Annotated in this window: 17 protein-coding genes and 1 pseudogene; 12 read left to right on the plus strand and 6 right to left on the minus strand. The window is 62.3% G+C overall.

Annotated elements, in window-relative coordinates:
* Positions 1–262 precede the first annotated feature (262 nt).
* The 5 genes and pseudogenes from J6524_RS22785 to J6524_RS22805 form a co-directional block, all read right to left on the minus strand.
* Positions 263–1,243, minus strand: a pseudogene (locus J6524_RS22785) (IS110 family RNA-guided transposase); the annotation flags it as partial.
* Between the two features lie 157 nt (positions 1,244–1,400).
* Complete coding sequence (locus tag J6524_RS22790; RefSeq protein WP_225674644.1) at positions 1,401–2,801, minus strand: M20/M25/M40 family metallo-hydrolase; 1,401 nt, start codon at positions 2,799–2,801, stop codon at positions 1,401–1,403.
* 6 nt (positions 2,802–2,807) lie between these two features.
* Positions 2,808–4,127, minus strand: coding sequence for a glycosyltransferase family 87 protein (locus J6524_RS22795; protein ID WP_225674646.1), 1,320 nt, complete (start codon positions 4,125–4,127; stop codon positions 2,808–2,810).
* 36 nt (positions 4,128–4,163) lie between these two features.
* Complete coding sequence (locus J6524_RS22800) at positions 4,164–5,780, minus strand: helicase HerA-like domain-containing protein (RefSeq protein ID WP_225674648.1); 1,617 nt, start codon at positions 5,778–5,780, stop codon at positions 4,164–4,166.
* A gap of 120 nt (positions 5,781–5,900) precedes the next feature.
* Positions 5,901–6,056: a hypothetical protein gene (locus tag J6524_RS22805; protein WP_225674650.1), complete on the minus strand. Its 156-nt coding sequence runs from the start codon at positions 6,054–6,056 to the stop codon at positions 5,901–5,903.
* A 53-nt stretch (positions 6,057–6,109) separates the two neighbouring features.
* On the opposite strand from J6524_RS22805, the gene J6524_RS22810 reads away from it, so the two are divergent.
* The 11 genes from J6524_RS22810 (at position 6,110) to J6524_RS22860 (ending at position 14,836) form a co-directional block, all read left to right on the plus strand.
* Positions 6,110–6,475, plus strand: a complete 366-nt coding sequence (locus J6524_RS22810; RefSeq protein WP_225674652.1) for a DUF2267 domain-containing protein — start codon at positions 6,110–6,112, stop codon at positions 6,473–6,475.
* 54 nt (positions 6,476–6,529) lie between these two features.
* Positions 6,530–6,937 carry a DUF4332 domain-containing protein gene (locus tag J6524_RS22815; RefSeq protein ID WP_225674654.1) on the plus strand — a complete coding sequence of 136 codons (408 nt, stop codon included), beginning with the start codon at positions 6,530–6,532 and terminating at the stop codon, positions 6,935–6,937.
* Positions 6,938–7,025: 88 nt separating this feature from the next.
* Entirely contained in the window at positions 7,026–7,883 is an 858-nt protein-coding gene (gene folP / locus J6524_RS22820; RefSeq protein WP_249789587.1) for a dihydropteroate synthase, read from the plus strand.
* Positions 7,880–8,251 (plus strand): dihydroneopterin aldolase, encoded by a 372-nt coding sequence (gene folB / locus J6524_RS22825; RefSeq protein ID WP_225674656.1) that lies wholly within the window; start codon positions 7,880–7,882, stop codon positions 8,249–8,251. Before folP ends, folB begins: the two co-directional genes overlap by 4 nt.
* A 1-nt stretch (position 8,252) precedes the next feature.
* On the plus strand, positions 8,253–8,744 hold the full coding sequence (folK, locus tag J6524_RS22830; protein WP_225674658.1) for a 2-amino-4-hydroxy-6-hydroxymethyldihydropteridine diphosphokinase: 492 nt from the start codon (positions 8,253–8,255) through the stop codon (positions 8,742–8,744).
* Between the two features lie 93 nt (positions 8,745–8,837).
* Positions 8,838–10,706, plus strand: a complete 1,869-nt coding sequence (locus J6524_RS22835; RefSeq protein ID WP_225674660.1) for a methylmalonyl-CoA mutase family protein — start codon at positions 8,838–8,840, stop codon at positions 10,704–10,706.
* Positions 10,703–11,170: a GFA family protein gene (locus J6524_RS22840; protein WP_225674662.1), complete on the plus strand. Its 468-nt coding sequence runs from the start codon at positions 10,703–10,705 to the stop codon at positions 11,168–11,170. Before J6524_RS22835 ends, J6524_RS22840 begins: the two co-directional genes overlap by 4 nt.
* A 42-nt stretch (positions 11,171–11,212) precedes the next feature.
* Positions 11,213–13,369 carry a methylmalonyl-CoA mutase gene (scpA, locus tag J6524_RS22845; RefSeq protein WP_225674664.1) on the plus strand — a complete coding sequence of 719 codons (2,157 nt, stop codon included), beginning with the start codon at positions 11,213–11,215 and terminating at the stop codon, positions 13,367–13,369.
* 36 nt (positions 13,370–13,405) lie between these two features.
* Entirely contained in the window at positions 13,406–13,702 is a 297-nt protein-coding gene (locus J6524_RS22850) for a nucleotidyltransferase family protein (RefSeq protein WP_225674665.1), read from the plus strand.
* Position 13,703: 1 nt separating this feature from the next.
* The gene (locus J6524_RS22855; protein ID WP_225674667.1) at positions 13,704–14,048 is read left to right on the plus strand and encodes a HepT-like ribonuclease domain-containing protein; all 345 of its coding nucleotides are present in this window, start codon (positions 13,704–13,706) and stop codon (positions 14,046–14,048) included.
* Positions 14,048–14,836: a PdaC/RsiV family protein gene (locus tag J6524_RS22860; RefSeq protein WP_225674669.1), complete on the plus strand. Its 789-nt coding sequence runs from the start codon at positions 14,048–14,050 to the stop codon at positions 14,834–14,836. Before J6524_RS22855 ends, J6524_RS22860 begins: the two co-directional genes overlap by 1 nt.
* 121 nt (positions 14,837–14,957) lie before the next feature.
* Here the strand turns inward: J6524_RS22860 and J6524_RS22865 are convergent, their stop codons facing one another.
* A complete protein-coding gene (locus J6524_RS22865) occupies positions 14,958–15,317 on the minus strand; it encodes an SRPBCC family protein (RefSeq protein ID WP_225674671.1) in 360 nt (119 codons plus the stop codon).
* A 222-nt stretch (positions 15,318–15,539) separates the two neighbouring features.
* Between J6524_RS22865 and J6524_RS22870 the strand changes: the two genes are divergently transcribed.
* The gene (locus J6524_RS22870; protein ID WP_225674672.1) at positions 15,540–16,535 is read left to right on the plus strand and encodes a tripartite tricarboxylate transporter substrate binding protein; all 996 of its coding nucleotides are present in this window, start codon (positions 15,540–15,542) and stop codon (positions 16,533–16,535) included.
* Positions 16,536–16,566: the final 31 nt, after the last annotated feature.

Below are 16,566 nucleotides of genomic sequence, written 5' to 3' on the forward strand. Positions count from 1 at the left end.
CTACCCATCCTTCTGTAACGGGCCTTCGAAGGTCAATCCCTTTTTGGCGTCGTACCGTTCGCCGGGGTCTTGCTTCTGTACGGGGTCGGCGCAGGGCCGCCACCTGATGGGGTCTGAAGAGGATAGGCCGACCAATCTACGTTTCGCGTGGTCGCAAGCGCCACTGGATGGGTAACGGTCTGACCTGATCCATCGTCCCGGCGAAGGGACTCCGCTTCGAGGGCTGGTGTCGTGACCCGCTCGAAGACTTGTCGTCTCCTTGTTAAGCTGCAGCAGCGATTTGCTTGTGGGCTGGATTGAACGGCGTTCCATCGACCAGCATCCGATGCATGATCACAGCCAGTCTGCGCGCCAGCGCGACCTTCGCCTTGCTCATGCCGGCTCGCCTGGCGATCCGCATCGCCCAGCTCTTTAGCTCGGAGTAGCCTTTGACCGGCTTGGTCAGCATGATGTGTGCGGCCTCGTAGAGCGCCGTGCGCACCGAGGCGTCGCCGATCTTGCTGATCCGACCCGTATAGTCGGTCTCGCCGGACTGATACTTCTTCGGGGTTATGCCGAAATGCGCCCCGACTTGTTTGGACGATTTGAACCGGGCTGGATCGTCAATTGCCGAAGCATAGGTGAGTGACACAACCGGGCCGACGCACGGGGTCGACATCAGCAACTTGGCTTTGGCATCGGAGCGCGCCATCCGACGAACCTGCTTCTCAAAACCGTTGAACTCGCGCAGCAGCACGGCGTGCACCGCCAGCAATGCCTCAGCGACCATCTCCAGGTTCGGGTGGCCTGCCACCAGCTCACGGATCCGTCCGCAAAAAGTTCGTTCTGTCGTTGACCCGACCTTGAGACCAAACCCGCGCAAGATCCCGCGCAGGCTGTTCTCCACATCGCGCAGCTTCGACTGCACCAGCTTGCGGGCGGTCAACACCGTACGCGTCTCCTGCGCTCCCGTCGACTTGCAATGCACCGGGCGGAACCAACCGAGCCGCATCAACTGGGCGATGCCGCGCGCATCGTTGCGGTCCGACTTCACCGGCATCGCCTCAAAGGCTTTGTGGACGTGTCGCGTCTCCAGTAGCTCAACGGCAAGACCGGCAGCCTTCATTGCCGCAAACAGCCATTGCGACAGCGGCCCAGCCTCCAGCCCGATCCGCTCGAGGCCAAAACCCAGACCGCGGAACCAGGCGATCAGCGCCTCCGGCTCGCTCGCCACCTTGGCCTCGCGCAAAATCTTGCCGGCTTGGAGCGAGGTCCGTCCTCGACTCCGTTTACACCATCAGTGTGAGGGACGACCGCCTCCCAAGCCAGCCGCGCGACGCGCGCTACCACATTGCGCCGTAGCTAGCGCGGCTGGCTTGGGAGGCCTCGGGGCCCGTTACCCCATCTACGGCACTACGAACCTACTTCCCTTCCGCCAGCGCTCCCAAAATCCGTGCCCATGAGCGGATGCCTTTGTGGAAGCTCTTGAGATCGTACTTCTCGTTCGGCGAATGGATGTTGTCGTCGTCGAGACCGAAACCGATGAGCAGGCTATCGAGACCTAGCGTGCGCTTGAAATCTGCGACGATCGGGATCGAGGCGCCAGAGCCGATCAGCAGCGCCTCCTTGCCCCATTCCTCGGTCAGCGCGCGCTTGGCTGCTGCCAGCGGCTTCATGTTCCAGTCGAGCGCGACCGCCGCCCCACTGGAGTGCTCGGTGAAAACGGCCTTGCAATCGCCTGGAAGCCGCGCGGTGACGTAGTCGCGGAACGCCTGCTTGATCCTCTGCGGTTCCTGGCCTTCGACCAGACGGAAGGAGACCTTTGCGGAGGCTTCCGCCGGGATCACGGTTTTCGAGCCCTCGCCGGTATAGCCGCCGATGATGCCGTTGATGTCGCAGGTCGGACGCGAGGATACCTGCTCGATCAGCAGACGATCCTTTTCGCCGGCGGGGATCGAGAGGCCGATTGGCCTTAGGAAGGATTCCGGCGTGAGGTTCAGATTCTTCCACTGCGCCAGAATATCCGGCGGCAGATCCTTCACGCCGTCGTAAAAGCCGGGAATGGTGATGCGGCCGTCGTCATCGAACAGGCCGCCAAGGATGTTGGTCAGCACGCGGATCGGGTTGCGCGCGGCGCCGCCGAACACACCGGAATGAAGATCGCGGTTGGCGGCCTTGATGGTGACCTCGTCATACATCAAGCCGCGGAGCGAGGTGGTGATGGCGGGCGTATCCGGGTCCCACATGCCGGTGTCGCAGACCAGCGCGAAATCGGCCTTCAACTCATCCTTGATCGCCTCGATAAACGGCACGAAATTCCTCGAGCCGACTTCTTCTTCGCCCTCGATCAGGATCGTGACATCGACCGGCAGCGATCCCGTGACCTTCTTCCAGGCGCGGCAGGCCTCCACGAAGGTCATCAACTGACCCTTGTCGTCCTCGGCCCCGCGCGCAACGATGATCTTTCGACCATCGGCATGATCGGTGACGACGGGCTCGAACGGCGGCCGGTGCCAGAGATTGAGCGGATCGACCGGCTGCACATCATAGTGCCCATAGAACAGTACGTGCGGACGGCCGTCGGTGCTGCCATTCGCCTTTGCGACGATCGCGGGATGTCCCGCCGTCGGCCTCACCTCGGCCTTGAAGCCGAGCGTCGCAACATCCTTCGCCAGATGGTCGGCGGCCGCCTTGCAATCGCCGGCGAAGGCCGGATCGGCCGAGATCGACTTGATCCTGAGCAGCGCAAACAGCCGCTCGAGGCTGTTGTCGAAATCGGCGTCGATATGATCGAGGACCGGCTGAACCTTCGCGTTGGACATGGCTGGTTATCCCTGGCTGTGAGCCTTGTTATTGGCATCAAGTTGTAGCTTGCCCGCAGCCTGAGGCAAGGCAGCATCCGCGGGCGGACGGCGCATGTGCCAGACCAGCCCCGCCGTGAGCAGGACGGTGGCTGCAAGATTGTTGCCATAAGCCTGCAGGTCGAGCGGAAACAGCGGAAGTGACAGGCAAAGCAACCCGCCCGATACCGCAAGCAACACCCACGTGCCGGTCCTGACCGCCGGACGCGGATCATAGGCGGCGCGATGGATCAGCACCGTGATCGGAAAGAACAGCCACAGGAAATAGTATTGGCGGGCCAGCGGCGAAGCGATCGTCATCAGGCAGAACAGAATGCCGAGTTCCTCGGCATCCGACCGCTCGGTCCGGCGCGATGCCGGCGGCATGACGGCGACGTATCCGAGCCCAATCGCCAGTGATATCGCCAATACAATCAGGTTCGCGGTCTTGAAGTCCACATTGACGATATTCATCGTCCGCACGGGTTTTGACGGATTGTCCTGATTGTAGTTCACCGGCCGCGTCAGGCGATGCGTCACCGCGATGATCGACTGATTGACCCACGACCAGTTCTGCTCGTCGCGCTGTCCGAACCCTTTCTCCGAGCTCGACTCCACCATGCCCTGGTACCAGGTCTTCAGCTCCGTGGCATTGTGCTGGAAGCCGCGAAACGGCCCGGGCAGCACGAACAGGAACACGCCGACGAATACCAGCATGCTGACGGCGGCCGCCCACTGCCTGCGCCACACGAGATAGGGCAACACCGCGACTGGAAACACCTTGATCGCGGTGGCGAGCGCAAACATGCTGCCGGCCATCCAGCCGCGCTGGTCACGCAACAGCCAGAAACCGTAGAGCATCAAGGCCAGCAGCACGAGATTCGGCTGGCCGAGATCGAACATGTCGAACACGAAGGTGACGGTGACAATACCCGGCAGCGCTTCCAGCCAAGGCCCGGGCTTGTGGCCCGATCCCGCCATCGCATGCGAGAACTGCGCCGTCATCCACCACGCGATGATGTTGAGGAACGACAGGCAGAGATAGAGCGGGATCTTGCCGAACCAGCTCGGGATCGCCAGCAGCACCGCCGACAGCGGCGGATAGATGAATTCAAAAGTGGCGGCGGGATTGTCGGGGTAGAGATTCTTGCCCTGCAGCACCTGCTGCCCCGCCCAGTGCCACAGCGGATAGTCCTTGGTCTTGCCGTTGCCCCAGATTTCCGGGACGAGGACATCCGCCGTCAAGGCGATGCAGCAGACCAGAAACAGGATATCGAGCGGCCTTCGCAGCGATGGATATCTCAGCACGCGCTCGTTCCGGATTGCTAAAGTGAGATCGTGGTTCTATCGCCGCAGCAATCCACCGAGCGCGCCACGCACCAGCGCGCGCCCGACCGAACTGCCGAGCGATCCGCCGACCGATTTGCCGAGATCGGCAACGATACCGCCGACCACCTTGTTGGTGACGGAACGGGTAACGTCTCGCGCAATGACCTGCCCGGTCGTCAGCCTGCCACGCCTGGTGTTGGTGCCGAAGATCGTGCCGACGATCGAACCGATCTGGCCAAGGATTCCCCCGCCGGCACCTGATCCTTCTGCAGGCGCCGCCGTTTGGGCGACGCGCCCCAGCAGCATCTCATAAGCGGATTCGGCGTCAACCGCGGTGTCATATTTGCCCTTGACCGGGCTCTTGCTCATGATCGTCTTGCGCTCTTCCGGCGTGATCGGCCCGATCCGCGCCGTCGGCGGCCGGATCATGACACGCTCGACCATGGTCGGCGTGCCGCCGCCTTCGAGGAACGACACCAGCGCTTCGCCCTTGCCGAGCTCCATGATGACGCGCGCAGTATCGAGCTTGGGGTTGGGCCGAAAGGTCTGTGCCGCCGCATTGACGGCCTTCTGGTCGCGCGGCGTGAAGGCGCGCAGCGCGTGCTGCACGCGGTTGCCCAACTGCGCCAGCACCTTGTCCGGCACGTCGATCGGGTTTTGCGTGACGAAATAGACGCCGACGCCCTTGGAGCGGATCAGCCGAACCACCTGCTCGATCTTGTCCAGCAGTGCTTTGGGCGCGTCGTTGAACAACAGATGCGCCTCGTCGAAGAAGAAGACGAGTTTCGGCTTCGGTAGGTCGCCGGCTTCCGGCAGCTCCTCGAACAGTTCCGACAGCATCCACAGCAGGAACGTCGCGTAGAGCCTCGGATTCTGCATCAGCTTGTCAGCGACCAAAATATTCACAAAGCCTCGACCGTCGCTGTCGGTCTTCATAAAATCTTTCAGTAGCAGCGCCGGCTCGCCGAAGAATTTCGTTCCGCCCTGGTTTTCCAGCACCAGAAGCTGGCGCTGAATAGTCCCAATGGTCGCCTTGCTGACGTTGCCATAGCTCTGCGCCGCCTTTCGGATCTCGACATACGGATCAAGCTCGGCATCCAGCCCCTTTTTGCCGCCGGCCGGCGCAATCGCATCCAACAGCGATCGCAGATCCTTCATGTCGATCAGCGTCAGCCCGTTTTCATCCGCCACACGGAATGCGACATTGAGTACGCCTTCCTGCACATCGTTCAGATCGAGCATCCGTGACAGCAACAGCGGCCCCATTTCCGTGACCGTCGCGCGAACCGGATGGCCCTGCTCGCCGAACACATCCCAGAACACCGTCGAGAACTGGTCAGGCTGGAAATTGAGGCCCATTTCTCCGGCGCGCTTGAGGATGAAGTCCTTGGCTTCGCCGACTTCGGCAATTCCGGACAGGTCGCCCTTGATATCGGCCGCAAATACGGGAACTCCGGCGCGGGCAAAGCCCTCCGCCATCACTTGCAGCGACACGGTCTTGCCGGTGCCGGTCGCGCCGGTGACAAGGCCATGCCGGTTGGCGAGCGCAAGCGCCAGCCAGGCTGTCTCATTGCCCTTTCCGATGAAAATCTTCTCGTCGGTATCGGCTGTCTTGTTATCGGAGGTCGCCATCGCATCGTCTCTTCGCGTGCATCGGGGGATGTAGTTGGCGATCATATCGCATCCTGCCCGCCGATTGAAACCGTCAGCGACGATTACGTGAGCCTTCGTGCGCCCCGGCATTTGTGCTTCTCATACTTTTTTCCAGCCTTCGGGAGAAAAATCGAGAGCGCAGCGCAATAAGTCAGCGTGAATCCGGCCTTCACTCTTGCATTGCTGCAACACTCGCAACGCGATGTAGAACCAAGACGGTGTTGGTCGCTTGTATTTCAGATCGCAGACGCTCAAGATCAATCTCCAAGCAAGCGACCCGGCAAATGCCGGTTGGGGACGGGGCAAATATGGACGAACTGATTGGGCGGCTGGCCTCCAAGGCTGGCATCGATACTGCTGTCGCTGAAAAAACCATCGGAATCGTTCTGGCCTTTCTGCGTAACGAGGGGCCCTCCGAGAAAGTTCAGGCCCTGATCGATCAGATTCCGGGTGCCGAAGCTGCAATCGCCTCCAGTAGCAGCAGCGGCGGCCTCGCGAGATTGATGGGCGGAGGCTTGATGGCAGTCGGTACCAGGTTGATGGCGCTTGGCCTGGGCATGAGCGAGATTCAGAGCGTGGCGCGTGAACTTTTCAGGTTTGGTCGCGACAAAATCGGAGCGGATCAAATGGGCGAGATCATTTCAGGGACACCGGGCCTCAGCCAGTTCGCATAGCGCGCTCACTGGTGAGCACATTCGGCCCCGGGGCACATTTTTTCATCTGGTATCATGACTTATCCCCTTTCCGAGATCGACGGCCTAAGCGCCTACTCTGCCGCGAAACTGAAATCGTTGGGCATTCGCACCACAGATGCGCTATTAGAAGCCGCCCGCACGGTGAAAGGGCGCAAGGCGCTTTCGGCGAAGACCGGCATTAGTGAGCAGCAGCTGCTGGAATGGGCGAATTTTTCCGACTACATGCGCATTCCCGGGATGGGCAAGGCCAAGATCGGCCTGGTGCGTGCGGCCGGTGTCACCACGGTGCGCGAGCTCGCCCACCGCAACCCGGCGCGGCTCGCGCAGAATATGAAGGACGTAAACTTAAAACGTAAACTCGTCCGGGTCCTGCCCTCCGAAAGATCCGTGGAGCAACTGATCGAGCAGGCCCGCAAGCTGCCGCCCAAGATCAGCTATTAAGATGAGCTATTGAAGATCGACCGCCAAAGCCGGTCAGGCTCGCCGCTCCCGCCTTGACTCCCTGCCGCGGACCGCGCAAAGCGACCGCATGATCGCAGCCAAGCCCACACCTACCGCCGTGGCCGGTCCGGCCGGTCGTTCGCCGCTGCCTGCGCTATTGTCCAGGCCCTATGCGGCGGTGATGGGCGTATTGAACGTGACGCCCGATTCATTCTCGGATGGTGGGCAGTTCGCCGTTCCCGAGCAGGCGCTGGCCCAGGCCCGGCGAATGATCGCCGAGGGTGCCGACATCATCGACATCGGAGCGGAATCCACCCGGCCCTATGGATCGGAACCAGTCTCCGCGGAGGAGGAATTGAGGCGCCTGCAGCCGGTGTTGGCTGACGTCGTGGCGCTCGGCATTCCCGTGTCGATCGACAGCATGAAATCCGCCGTCGTTGCCTGGGCGCTCAGTCAGGGCGCGGCTATCGCCAATGATGTTTGGGGACTGCAGCGCGATTCCGGCATGGCCGGACTGGTCGCCGAACGCGGCGTGCCCGTTATTATCATGCATAACCGCGAGCGGGCCGATGCCACGGTAGATATCATGCAAGATATCGCGGCTTTCTTTGCCCGATCGCTCGAGATTGCCGCGAAGGCCGGAATTTCATCTGATAGGATCGTGCTCGATCCCGGCATCGGCTTCGGCAAGACGCCCGAACAGAGCATGACCACGCTGGCACGGCTCGGCGAATTGCAGTCGTTCGGACTGCCATTATTGGTCGGCGCCTCGCGCAAGCGTTTCATCAGTACGGTGACGCCGTCGGAGCCGCATCAGCGCCTCGGCGGCTCGATTGCAGCCCATCTGCTGGCGGCCCAGAACGGCGCGCAGATCATCCGGGCGCACGACGTCGCCGAAACCGTACAGGCGCTGCGCGTGGCGGCCGCAATCAGGGAACAGGGATGAGCGATACGATCTTCATCACCGGCATCGTCATTCACGCCCGGCACGGCGTGATGGACCACGAGAACGAGGTCGGCCAGCGTTTCATTATCGATCTCGAACTTTCCATCGACCTGTCGGAATCTGCGCACACGGACCGGCTGTCCGACACCGTGTCCTACGCCAGCGTGGTCGCGACGGCGACCGCGGCGTTCAAGAACACGAATTACAAGCTTCTGGAACGGGCGGCGGGCGCCGTTTCGGATGCGATCTTCGCAGCGTTTCCGCGCATCGATGCAGTCAAGGTCACCGTCCACAAGCCGCATGCGCCGATTGCCGCGATCTTCGAAGACGTCGGCGTAGTGCTGACGCGCAAGCGGCCATCGCCCTGAGATGGCTGACGTGCTGATCGCGCTTGGCGGCAATGTCGGCGACGTCCGCGCGACATTCCGCAAAGCCATCGGCAATATCTGCGGCATGACCCAGGCTGCCCTGCTCGCGCGTTCCTCAGACTACACTACTCCCCCCTGGGGCGAGGAAAACCAGGCGCCGTTCACCAACGCCTGTATCGAGATCGAGACCAGCCTCGATCCGCATGCGCTGTTGTTCACGCTGCACAAAATCGAGAAGAAGTTCGGCCGCGACCGCGCGCACGAGACGCGCTGGGGGCCACGCACCCTCGACCTCGATCTGATCGCCTATGACGACGTCCGGCTCGACAAGCCGGAACTGACGCTGCCGCACCCTCGGCTTTTCGAGCGCGCCTTCGTGCTGGTGCCGCTAGCCGAGATCGCGCCCGATCGTATCATTGCGGGACGGCGCGTCAGGGACGGGCTGGCGCAGCTTTCAACCGAGGGTATCCAGCGGCTGCCCGACCTCGATTGACCTCGAAAGAACCCAAAACAACCGTTTGGCTTGGCGCCCGCCCCGTGGCAATTTCCGGCCAAATCAAAAGACGACCAGGGAATAATGGGCCGGATGACCAAGACTGACGATCTGACATTGGCAGCGGAGTTTCCGCAGGCGACCTTTGAAGACTGGCGCAAGCTGGTTGACGGGGTGCTGAAGGGCGCGCCGTTCGAGAAGCTGGTCAGCAAGACGTCCGACGGGCTGAAAATTGATCCGATCTACCGCCGCGCCAAGGGCGCCGCGCCGGTTGCGGGCCGGGCCGCCGCTGCGCCCTGGCAAATCATGCAGCGGATCGATCATCCCGATGCGAAGGCGGCGAACGCGCAGGCGCTGCACGATCTGGAGAATGGCGCGACCGGCCTGACGCTGGTGTTCGCGGGAGCCAATGGGGCGCACGGTTTCGGGCTCGATCCGTCGCCGGAGGCCGTCGCGCAGGTTCTCGACGGCATCTATCTCGATGCCGGCATCGGCATCGAGTTGCAGATCGGCCCGCAGTCGCGAATGGCCGCCATTCACCTCGCCGAGTACATCACGCGCAAAGGCATCGATCCCGCAGCCTGCGATGTTCGTTTCGGCCTCGACCCGCTCGGGTCCAGTGCGGTGTGGGGGTATAGTCCCTATAGCTGGGACGAAATCGTCGCTGCCATCACTGGTGCGATCAAGGATCTCGCCGCGATGGGCTTCAAGGGCAAGCTCGCCGCGGCCGATGGGCAGGTGATCCATGATGCCGGCGGATCGGAGGTCCAGGAGCTGGCGTTCGTGCTGGCGTGCGGCGTCGCCTATCTGCGCGCGATCGAGCAGGCCGGGATTGCGCTCGAAGACGCACAGGGCATGGTCTATGCGCGGCTCCGCGCGGATGCGGACCAGTTCCTGACGCTGACGAAATTCCGGGCGCTGCGGCTGTTGTGGGCCCGGATCGAACAGGCCTGTGGGTTGACGCCAAAGCCGCTGTTTGTCGCGGCCGATACCGCCTGGCGCATGCTGACGCAGCGCGACGCCTACGTGAACATGCTGCGCGCGACGATGGCGACCTTCTCCGCCGGTCTCGGCGGCGCCAACGCCATTACCGTGTTGCCGCACACCCTGGCGCTCGGCCTGCCCGATCCGTTCGCGCGTCGCATCGCGCGCAACACGCAACTGGTGCTGCTGGAAGAATCCAACCTCGCCAAGGTCTCTGACCCTGCGGCTGGCTGCGGCGGCATCGAAACATTGACCGGGCAGCTTTGCGAAGCCGCATGGTCGCTGTTCCAGGAGATCGAGCAGGCCGGCGGCATCTTTGCGGCACTCGAACAGAATCTGATCCAGAAAAAGGTTGCGGCGACGCGAGCTGCGCGCGAGGCCAATATCGCCAAACGCCGGGACGTGCTGACTGGCGCGAGTGAATTTCCGAACCTGCATGAGGACGATATCGCGGTGCTCGATGCCACGCCGATCGTGCTGCCGCCCTATGGCGAGGCGAAATTCAAGTTCGATGCGCTGCCGCCGATCCGGCTCGCCGCGCCATTCGAGGCACTGCGCGACAAGTCGGATGAGAAACTCAAGACATCAGGTGCGCGGCCAAAGATATTCCTCGCCAATCTCGGCACGCCCGCCAACTTCACCGCCCGCGCCACGTTCGCAAAGAGCTTCTTCGAGACCGGCGGCATCGAAGCACTCGACACGCCAGGTTTTGCTGATCCCGAGGCAGTTGCAGCCGCATTTAAGACGTCAGGCGCCGCGATCGCCTGCCTGTGCTCGTCCGACAAGGTCTATGCGGAACACGCGGCAGCGGCCGCAAAGGCCCTTCAAGCTGCCGGTGCCAAGCATATCTATCTGGCAGGGCGACCTGGCGAGCAGGAGGCCGCGCTGCGCTCGGCCGGCATCAGTGATTTCATCTTTGCCGGCGGTGACGCGCTGGCGATGCTGCAGGAAGCCTGGCGGCGGATGGAGCAAGCATGACGGAAAACAACCACAAGACGGTCCTGACCGGCGGCTGCCAGTGCGGCGCTATCCGCTTTGCGGTGTCGAAGGTGCCTCCCAAGGTCAGCATCTGCCATTGCCGGATGTGCCAGAAGGCGTCGGGGGCGCCCTTCGCCTCTCTCGCCGATATCGAGCACGAGCATTTCACCTGGACCCGCGGCAAGCCGGCGACGTTCCAATCTTCCTCCATCGCGGAGCGCGATTTCTGCCCGGCCTGCGGCACGCCCCTGACCTACCGGCTGATCGGCGGCCCCCGGATCGAGATCATGACTGGTACATTCGACCGCCCCGATCTCGTGGTGCCAACGCGGCAATATGGAACCGAATCCCGGCTCGGTTGGGTGGTCGGCATCGCCAACCTGCCGAGCCAGACCACGATGCAGAATTACGGACCGGAGAAGATGGCGACCATCGTCAGCCACCAGCATCCGGATCATGATTAGGGGCGAAGTCCCGCGACAGTCATATGTGTTATGATGGGTACCATGAGCCGCATACCGAACTTTGCGAACATCGCATTTGAAACCGTCGTACCCGCTGCTCCCGCCGGCAGCGCCGAGCCGTGGCTGACGCCCGAGGGCATTCCGGTCAAGCCCGCCTACAGCGAGGCTGATCTCGAAGGCATCGACTTCCTCGAGACCTGGCCGGGCATCGCGCCCTATCTGCGCGGTCCCTACCCGACCATGTATGTCAACCAGCCCTGGACCATCAGGCAATATGCTGGCTTCTCCACGGCGGAAGATTCCAACGCCTTCTATCGCCGCAATCTCGCCTCCGGGCAAAAGGGCTTGTCGGTCGCGTTCGATCTCGCCACCCACCGCGGCTACGATTCCGACCATCCGCGCGTGTCCGGCGACGTCGGCATGGCCGGTGTTGCCATCGATTCCATTTACGACATGCGCACGCTGTTTGCGGGCATTCCGCTCGACCAGATGAGCGTGTCGATGACCATGAACGGCGCGGTGCTGCCGATCCTCGCGCTGTTTGTGGTGGCCGCCGAGGAACAGGGCGTGCAGCCGGAAAAGCTCTCGGGCACCATTCAGAACGACATTCTGAAAGAGTTCATGGTGCGCAACACCTACATCTATCCGCCGGCACCCTCGATGCGGATTATCTCCGACATCTTCGCCTTCACCTCGCAGCGGATGCCGAAGTTCAATTCGATCTCGATCTCCGGCTATCACATGCAGGAGGCCGGCGCGACGCAGGACCTCGAGCTGGCCTATACACTCGCCGACGGCGTCGAATATCTGCGCGCCGGCCTCGCCGCCGGTCTCGACGTCGACCGCTTCGCGCCGCGGCTGTCGTTCTTCTGGGCGATCGGCATGAACTTCTTCATGGAAGTCGCCAAGATGCGCGCGGCGCGGCTGCTGTGGGCCAAGCTGCTAAAGCAGTTCAACCCGAAGGACCCGCGCTCGCTGTCGCTGCGCACGCATTGCCAGACTTCCGGCTGGTCGCTGACCGCGCAGGACGTCTTCAACAATGTGATGCGCACCACCATCGAGGCAATGGCGGCGACCCAAGGCCACACGCAATCGCTGCACACCAATGCGCTCGACGAAGCGCTGGCGCTGCCGACGGATTTCTCGGCCCGCATCGCGCGCAACACGCAATTGTTCCTGCAGCAGGAAAGCGGCACCAACCGCATCATCGATCCCTGGGGCGGCTCCTATTACGTCGAACGGCTGACGCGCGATCTCGCGGTGAAGGCATGGGGACATATCCAGGAGGTCGAGGCGCTCGGCGGCATGGCGAAGGCAATCGAAGCCGGTGTGCCGAAGCTGCGTATCGAGGAAGCCTCCGCCAAGACACAGGCCCGGATCGATGCTGGACGGCAAGCAGTGATCGGCGTCAACAAATACAAGCCGGCCAGCGAAGCGCCGATCGACGTGCTCAAGGTGGAGAACTCCACGGTGCGGCGTCTGCAGATCGACAAGCTCAAGCGGCTGCGCTCCGAACGCGACCAGAAGGAAGTCGATTCTGCGCTTGCCGCGCTGACGCGCAGTGCCGGCGAAGGCAACGGCAATCTCCTGGCGCTCGCCATCGACGCGGCGCGCGCCAAGGCAACTGTCGGCGAAATTTCGGACGCGATGGAAAAAGTGTTCGGGCGTCACCGCGCCGAAATCAAATCCATCACCGGCGTCTACAAGCGGGAGGCGTCCGCCATGTCCAACCGGGTTGAGAAGGTGCAGGAACTGATCGATGCGTTCGAGAATGCTGAGGGCCGCCGCCCCCGCATCCTCGTCGCCAAGATCGGTCAGGACGGCCACGACCGCGGCCAGAAGGTGATCGCGTCCGCCTTCGCCGATGTCGGCTTCGACGTCGATATCGGGCCGCTGTTCGCCACTGCCGACGAGGCGGCGCGGCAGGCGGTGGAGAACGACGTGCATATCCTCGGCGTCTCGTCACTCGCGGCCGCCCATCTCACTGCGGTGCCGGAATTGAAGGCTGCGCTGAAGAAGCACGGCCGTGACGACATCATGATCATCGTCGGCGGCGTGGTGCCGCCGCAGGATTATGAAGCGCTCTACAAGGCCGGCGCCGAAGCGATCTTCCCGCCGGGCACCGTGGTCGCGGACGCCGCCGAAGAGCTGATCCACAAGCTCAACGCCCGGCTCGGCCATAGCGAGGCGGCGGAGTAGCTGATAGACTGGCCGGATCACGAACCAGGTCACGCCATGACGCGCGAAGAGATTATTGCAACAATTAAGAAAAACGCCGAAGCAATCAAAGCCGAGGGCGTAACCAAGCTTGCCATATTCGGCTCACGCGTGCGCGGCGATAATGGTCCGGACAGCGACATCGACGTGCTTGTCGAAGTCGAACCCGACGCATCTTTCTCACTACTCAACCTCATTGGTGTCGAGCATATCATTGAAGACGCGACAGGGTTGCCGGCGCAGGCCACCATGCGCCGATCGATTCCGCCGCGCTTCGCCGAGCGAATCGCGGACGATGTCGTAGAAGTGTTCTGACGTGCAGCCAACCATTGCCGACCGAATGAGCCATATCGCAACTGCGATTGGCAACATTCGTGAAGTGGTAGCGGGACAAACACGCGAAAGCTTCTCCGAAAATCTGGTAATGCGTATGGCCGTCGAGCGGTTGCTTGAAATTATCAGTGAAGCATCGAGATCTATTCCACCTGACGTGAAGGCTCAGGAACCGACCATTGGTTGGAGGCGTTTGGCCGATCTCGGAAACTGGTTACGCCATGCATATCATCGCACGGACGCAGGTCTGTTGTGGGCTATGATCGAACATGATCTTGAGCCTCTTAATGCCTTCGTTCAACGTATTGCCGGAGAATTGAAGCGTTGATGCTTTCTGGAACGCTGCTTGCAAGGTACAGCGCGGTCTTGCTATTGGGCTTCTTATCGACCTTATCCGCCCTTGCCGCGGATCCCAAACCCGACTTTTCCATCAAGACCAAAGCGCTCGAAGCCGGCGTCTTCCTCGACGAGAAAATCAAATCCGATGCGGCGCTCGCGGCGAACTGCCTGGCCGAGGGCGAGAAATGGGCAGAGAAGAATCGCGCTGATGCCGAGAAGGAGCGCAAGAGCGATCCGGCATTGTTCCGCAACGGCCCGTGGACGATGGAGCGGACATATGAGACGCGCTCGGTGGTCGACGGCCGCTATGTCAGCATCGTCAGAGCTGACTACGAGTATACGGGCGGCGCTCACCCCAACAGCTCGTCCGACACGATCCTGTGGGATAAGTCGGCCGGCAAGCGCATCAGCATCCGTCCGTTCTTCACCGAAACCGCCGACAACGGCCCGACGATGAAGGCGATGCGGCACGGCGTCATTGCATCGCTCGAAGTCGAGAAGAAGAAGCGCGGCGTGGAAGGCACGGATGCTAGCGCCATCGAATCCATCGAGCCGAAGCTGCTCAAGATCGGGCCGGTCTCGCTGGCGCCATCGACCGAGGAAGGCAAGAGCTCCGGCCTCACCTTTCATTATTCGCCTTACGCGGTCGGCTCTTATGCCGAAGGCGAGTACATTGCCTTCGTGCCCTGGGAAAGATTGAAGCCATATCTGACGCCGGAAGGCGCCAGGATTTTCGGCGGCGCACGGCCGAAGGATGACGAAGACCGGCCGCAATGACGGATGCGTCTTCAAGCAGCCTTACGGTCCAGCGTTCTCTCGAGCGAATGTGTCCAGTCCGGAATCCAGGACTGGAACAATGCTTGCCAGCGAGCCTCGTCCTGCGGCGCGGTGTCGAGCTTCACCGACCATTCGATGAAGGTTCGGTTGCCCTCGACGATCGGAAGCAGATGCATCGTTCCTTCGTAGCGCGTCGGCGCTGGAACGTCCGGCTGCGATTCGGACGGAAACGGCAGCGGCTCAATGCCCGCATGGTTAGCGAGTGCGCCTGGTCTGAATGGCCGGCAAGACGTTGCCGGATCCAGTTGCCGAGATAGCAGAAGCGCCTGATGGCGCCGACTGCGTCGCCGCCTTTGTCGTCCTCGATCATGCTTTCGCTGACGCCGTCGATATAGGCGGGGTAGTTGTTGAAATCGCGGATCAGCGCCCACACGGTTTCCAGGGGATGGTTCAGCACGGTGCTGTAATAGGCTGTCGTCATGGTTCTCTCTGCCATCGATCGCGGCCCGATTGGTGAGCCGCACATGAATACCTATTTCGGGTAGCCTGATCACAGCCACCCGATTTCCGGATGTGGCGAGATGCCCGCCCGGGGGTCGATCCGCCATCATTCGCCAGCGCCTTGCGACCCCAACGCAAAGCCGCCTAGAATGTCTCATCACAAGAGCGTCCGGCTTCACGGATGCCGCAGGGAGGATCAACAATGTCCAAAAAGATCACGCGCCGCGCCTTTGCGGCTTCATCCGCTGCTGCCGCGGCCGTCGCAGGATTTGGCTTCAAGCCGGCCTTGGCGCAGGCCTATCCTTCCCGGCCGGTGACCGTGATCGTGCCATGGGGTGCCGGCGGCGGTACGGACGCGACCGCCCGCATCGTCGCGGCGCTGCTTGAGAAGGATCTCGGCCAGCCGTTCAACGTAGTCAACCGGACCGGCGGCTCTGGCGTCGTCGGCCATTCCGCCATCGCGACCGCGCCCCCTGATGGTTACACCATTGGCATGCTGACGGTGGAAATCTCGATGATGCACTGGCAGGGGCTCACCGACCTCGCACCCAAGAGCTACACGCCGCTGGCGCTGATGAACGAGGATCCGCCGGGCATCCAGGTCAATTCCAACTCGCCCTACAAGACCGTGAAGGAACTTGCCGACGCCATCAAGGCGGCGCCTGCGGGCAAGTTCAAGGCCTCCGGCACCGGCCAAGGCGGCATCTGGCATCTGGCGCTGGTCGGCTGGATGCAGGCGATGGGACTTGCCCCCAATCACGTTGCGTGGGTGCCATCGAACGGCGCCGCGCCGGCGATGCAGGATCTCGCGGCAGGCGGGCTCGACCTCACCACCTGCTCGGTGCCGGAAGCCCGTGCGATCATCGAAGCCGGCAAGGCGCGCAGCCTCGCTGTCATGGCTAAGGCGCGCAACCCTGCATTCCCCGATGTGCCGACGCTGAAGGAGGCCATGGGCATCGACTATTCGACCGGCGCGTGGCGCGGCATTGCCGGTCCGAAAGGCCTGCCCGCCGATGTTGCGACCAAGCTCACCGCGTCGCTGAAGAAGGTTTACGACTCCAAGGAGTTCAAAGAATTCATGAGCAACCGCGGCTTCGGAACGGTCTGGGGCGACGCCGCCGAATTCGCCGCCTTCATGGAGAAGGGCGACGCCCAGATGGGCGTGGCGATGAAGGCCGCCGGTCTCTCGAAGGCCTGACCTCCATCGGCTGACATCGTCCTCTGCGGAG

The organism is Bradyrhizobium hereditatis (assembly GCF_020329435.1).
GTDB classification, from domain to species: domain Bacteria; phylum Pseudomonadota; class Alphaproteobacteria; order Rhizobiales; family Xanthobacteraceae; genus Bradyrhizobium; species Bradyrhizobium hereditatis.

Coding starts and splice junctions, on each gene's coding strand:
- J6524_RS22790 (WP_225674644.1), bottom strand. CDS start 2,801: ATGTCCAACGCGAAGGTTCAGCCGGTCCTCGATCATATCGACGCCGAT.
- J6524_RS22800 (WP_225674648.1), bottom strand. CDS start 5,780: ATGGCGACCTCCGATAACAAGACAGCCGATACCGACGAGAAGATTTTC.
- J6524_RS22810 (WP_225674652.1), top strand. CDS start 6,110: ATGGACGAACTGATTGGGCGGCTGGCCTCCAAGGCTGGCATCGATACT.
- J6524_RS22815 (WP_225674654.1), top strand. CDS start 6,530: ATGACTTATCCCCTTTCCGAGATCGACGGCCTAAGCGCCTACTCTGCC.
- folP (WP_249789587.1), top strand. CDS start 7,026: ATGATCGCAGCCAAGCCCACACCTACCGCCGTGGCCGGTCCGGCCGGT.
- folB (WP_225674656.1), top strand. CDS start 7,880: ATGAGCGATACGATCTTCATCACCGGCATCGTCATTCACGCCCGGCAC.
- folK (WP_225674658.1), top strand. CDS start 8,253: ATGGCTGACGTGCTGATCGCGCTTGGCGGCAATGTCGGCGACGTCCGC.
- J6524_RS22835 (WP_225674660.1), top strand. CDS start 8,838: ATGACCAAGACTGACGATCTGACATTGGCAGCGGAGTTTCCGCAGGCG.
- J6524_RS22840 (WP_225674662.1), top strand. CDS start 10,703: ATGACGGAAAACAACCACAAGACGGTCCTGACCGGCGGCTGCCAGTGC.
- scpA (WP_225674664.1), top strand. CDS start 11,213: ATGAGCCGCATACCGAACTTTGCGAACATCGCATTTGAAACCGTCGTA.
- J6524_RS22850 (WP_225674665.1), top strand. CDS start 13,406: ATGACGCGCGAAGAGATTATTGCAACAATTAAGAAAAACGCCGAAGCA.
- J6524_RS22860 (WP_225674669.1), top strand. CDS start 14,048: ATGCTTTCTGGAACGCTGCTTGCAAGGTACAGCGCGGTCTTGCTATTG.
- J6524_RS22865 (WP_225674671.1), bottom strand. CDS start 15,317: ATGACGACAGCCTATTACAGCACCGTGCTGAACCATCCCCTGGAAACC.
- J6524_RS22870 (WP_225674672.1), top strand. CDS start 15,540: ATGTCCAAAAAGATCACGCGCCGCGCCTTTGCGGCTTCATCCGCTGCT.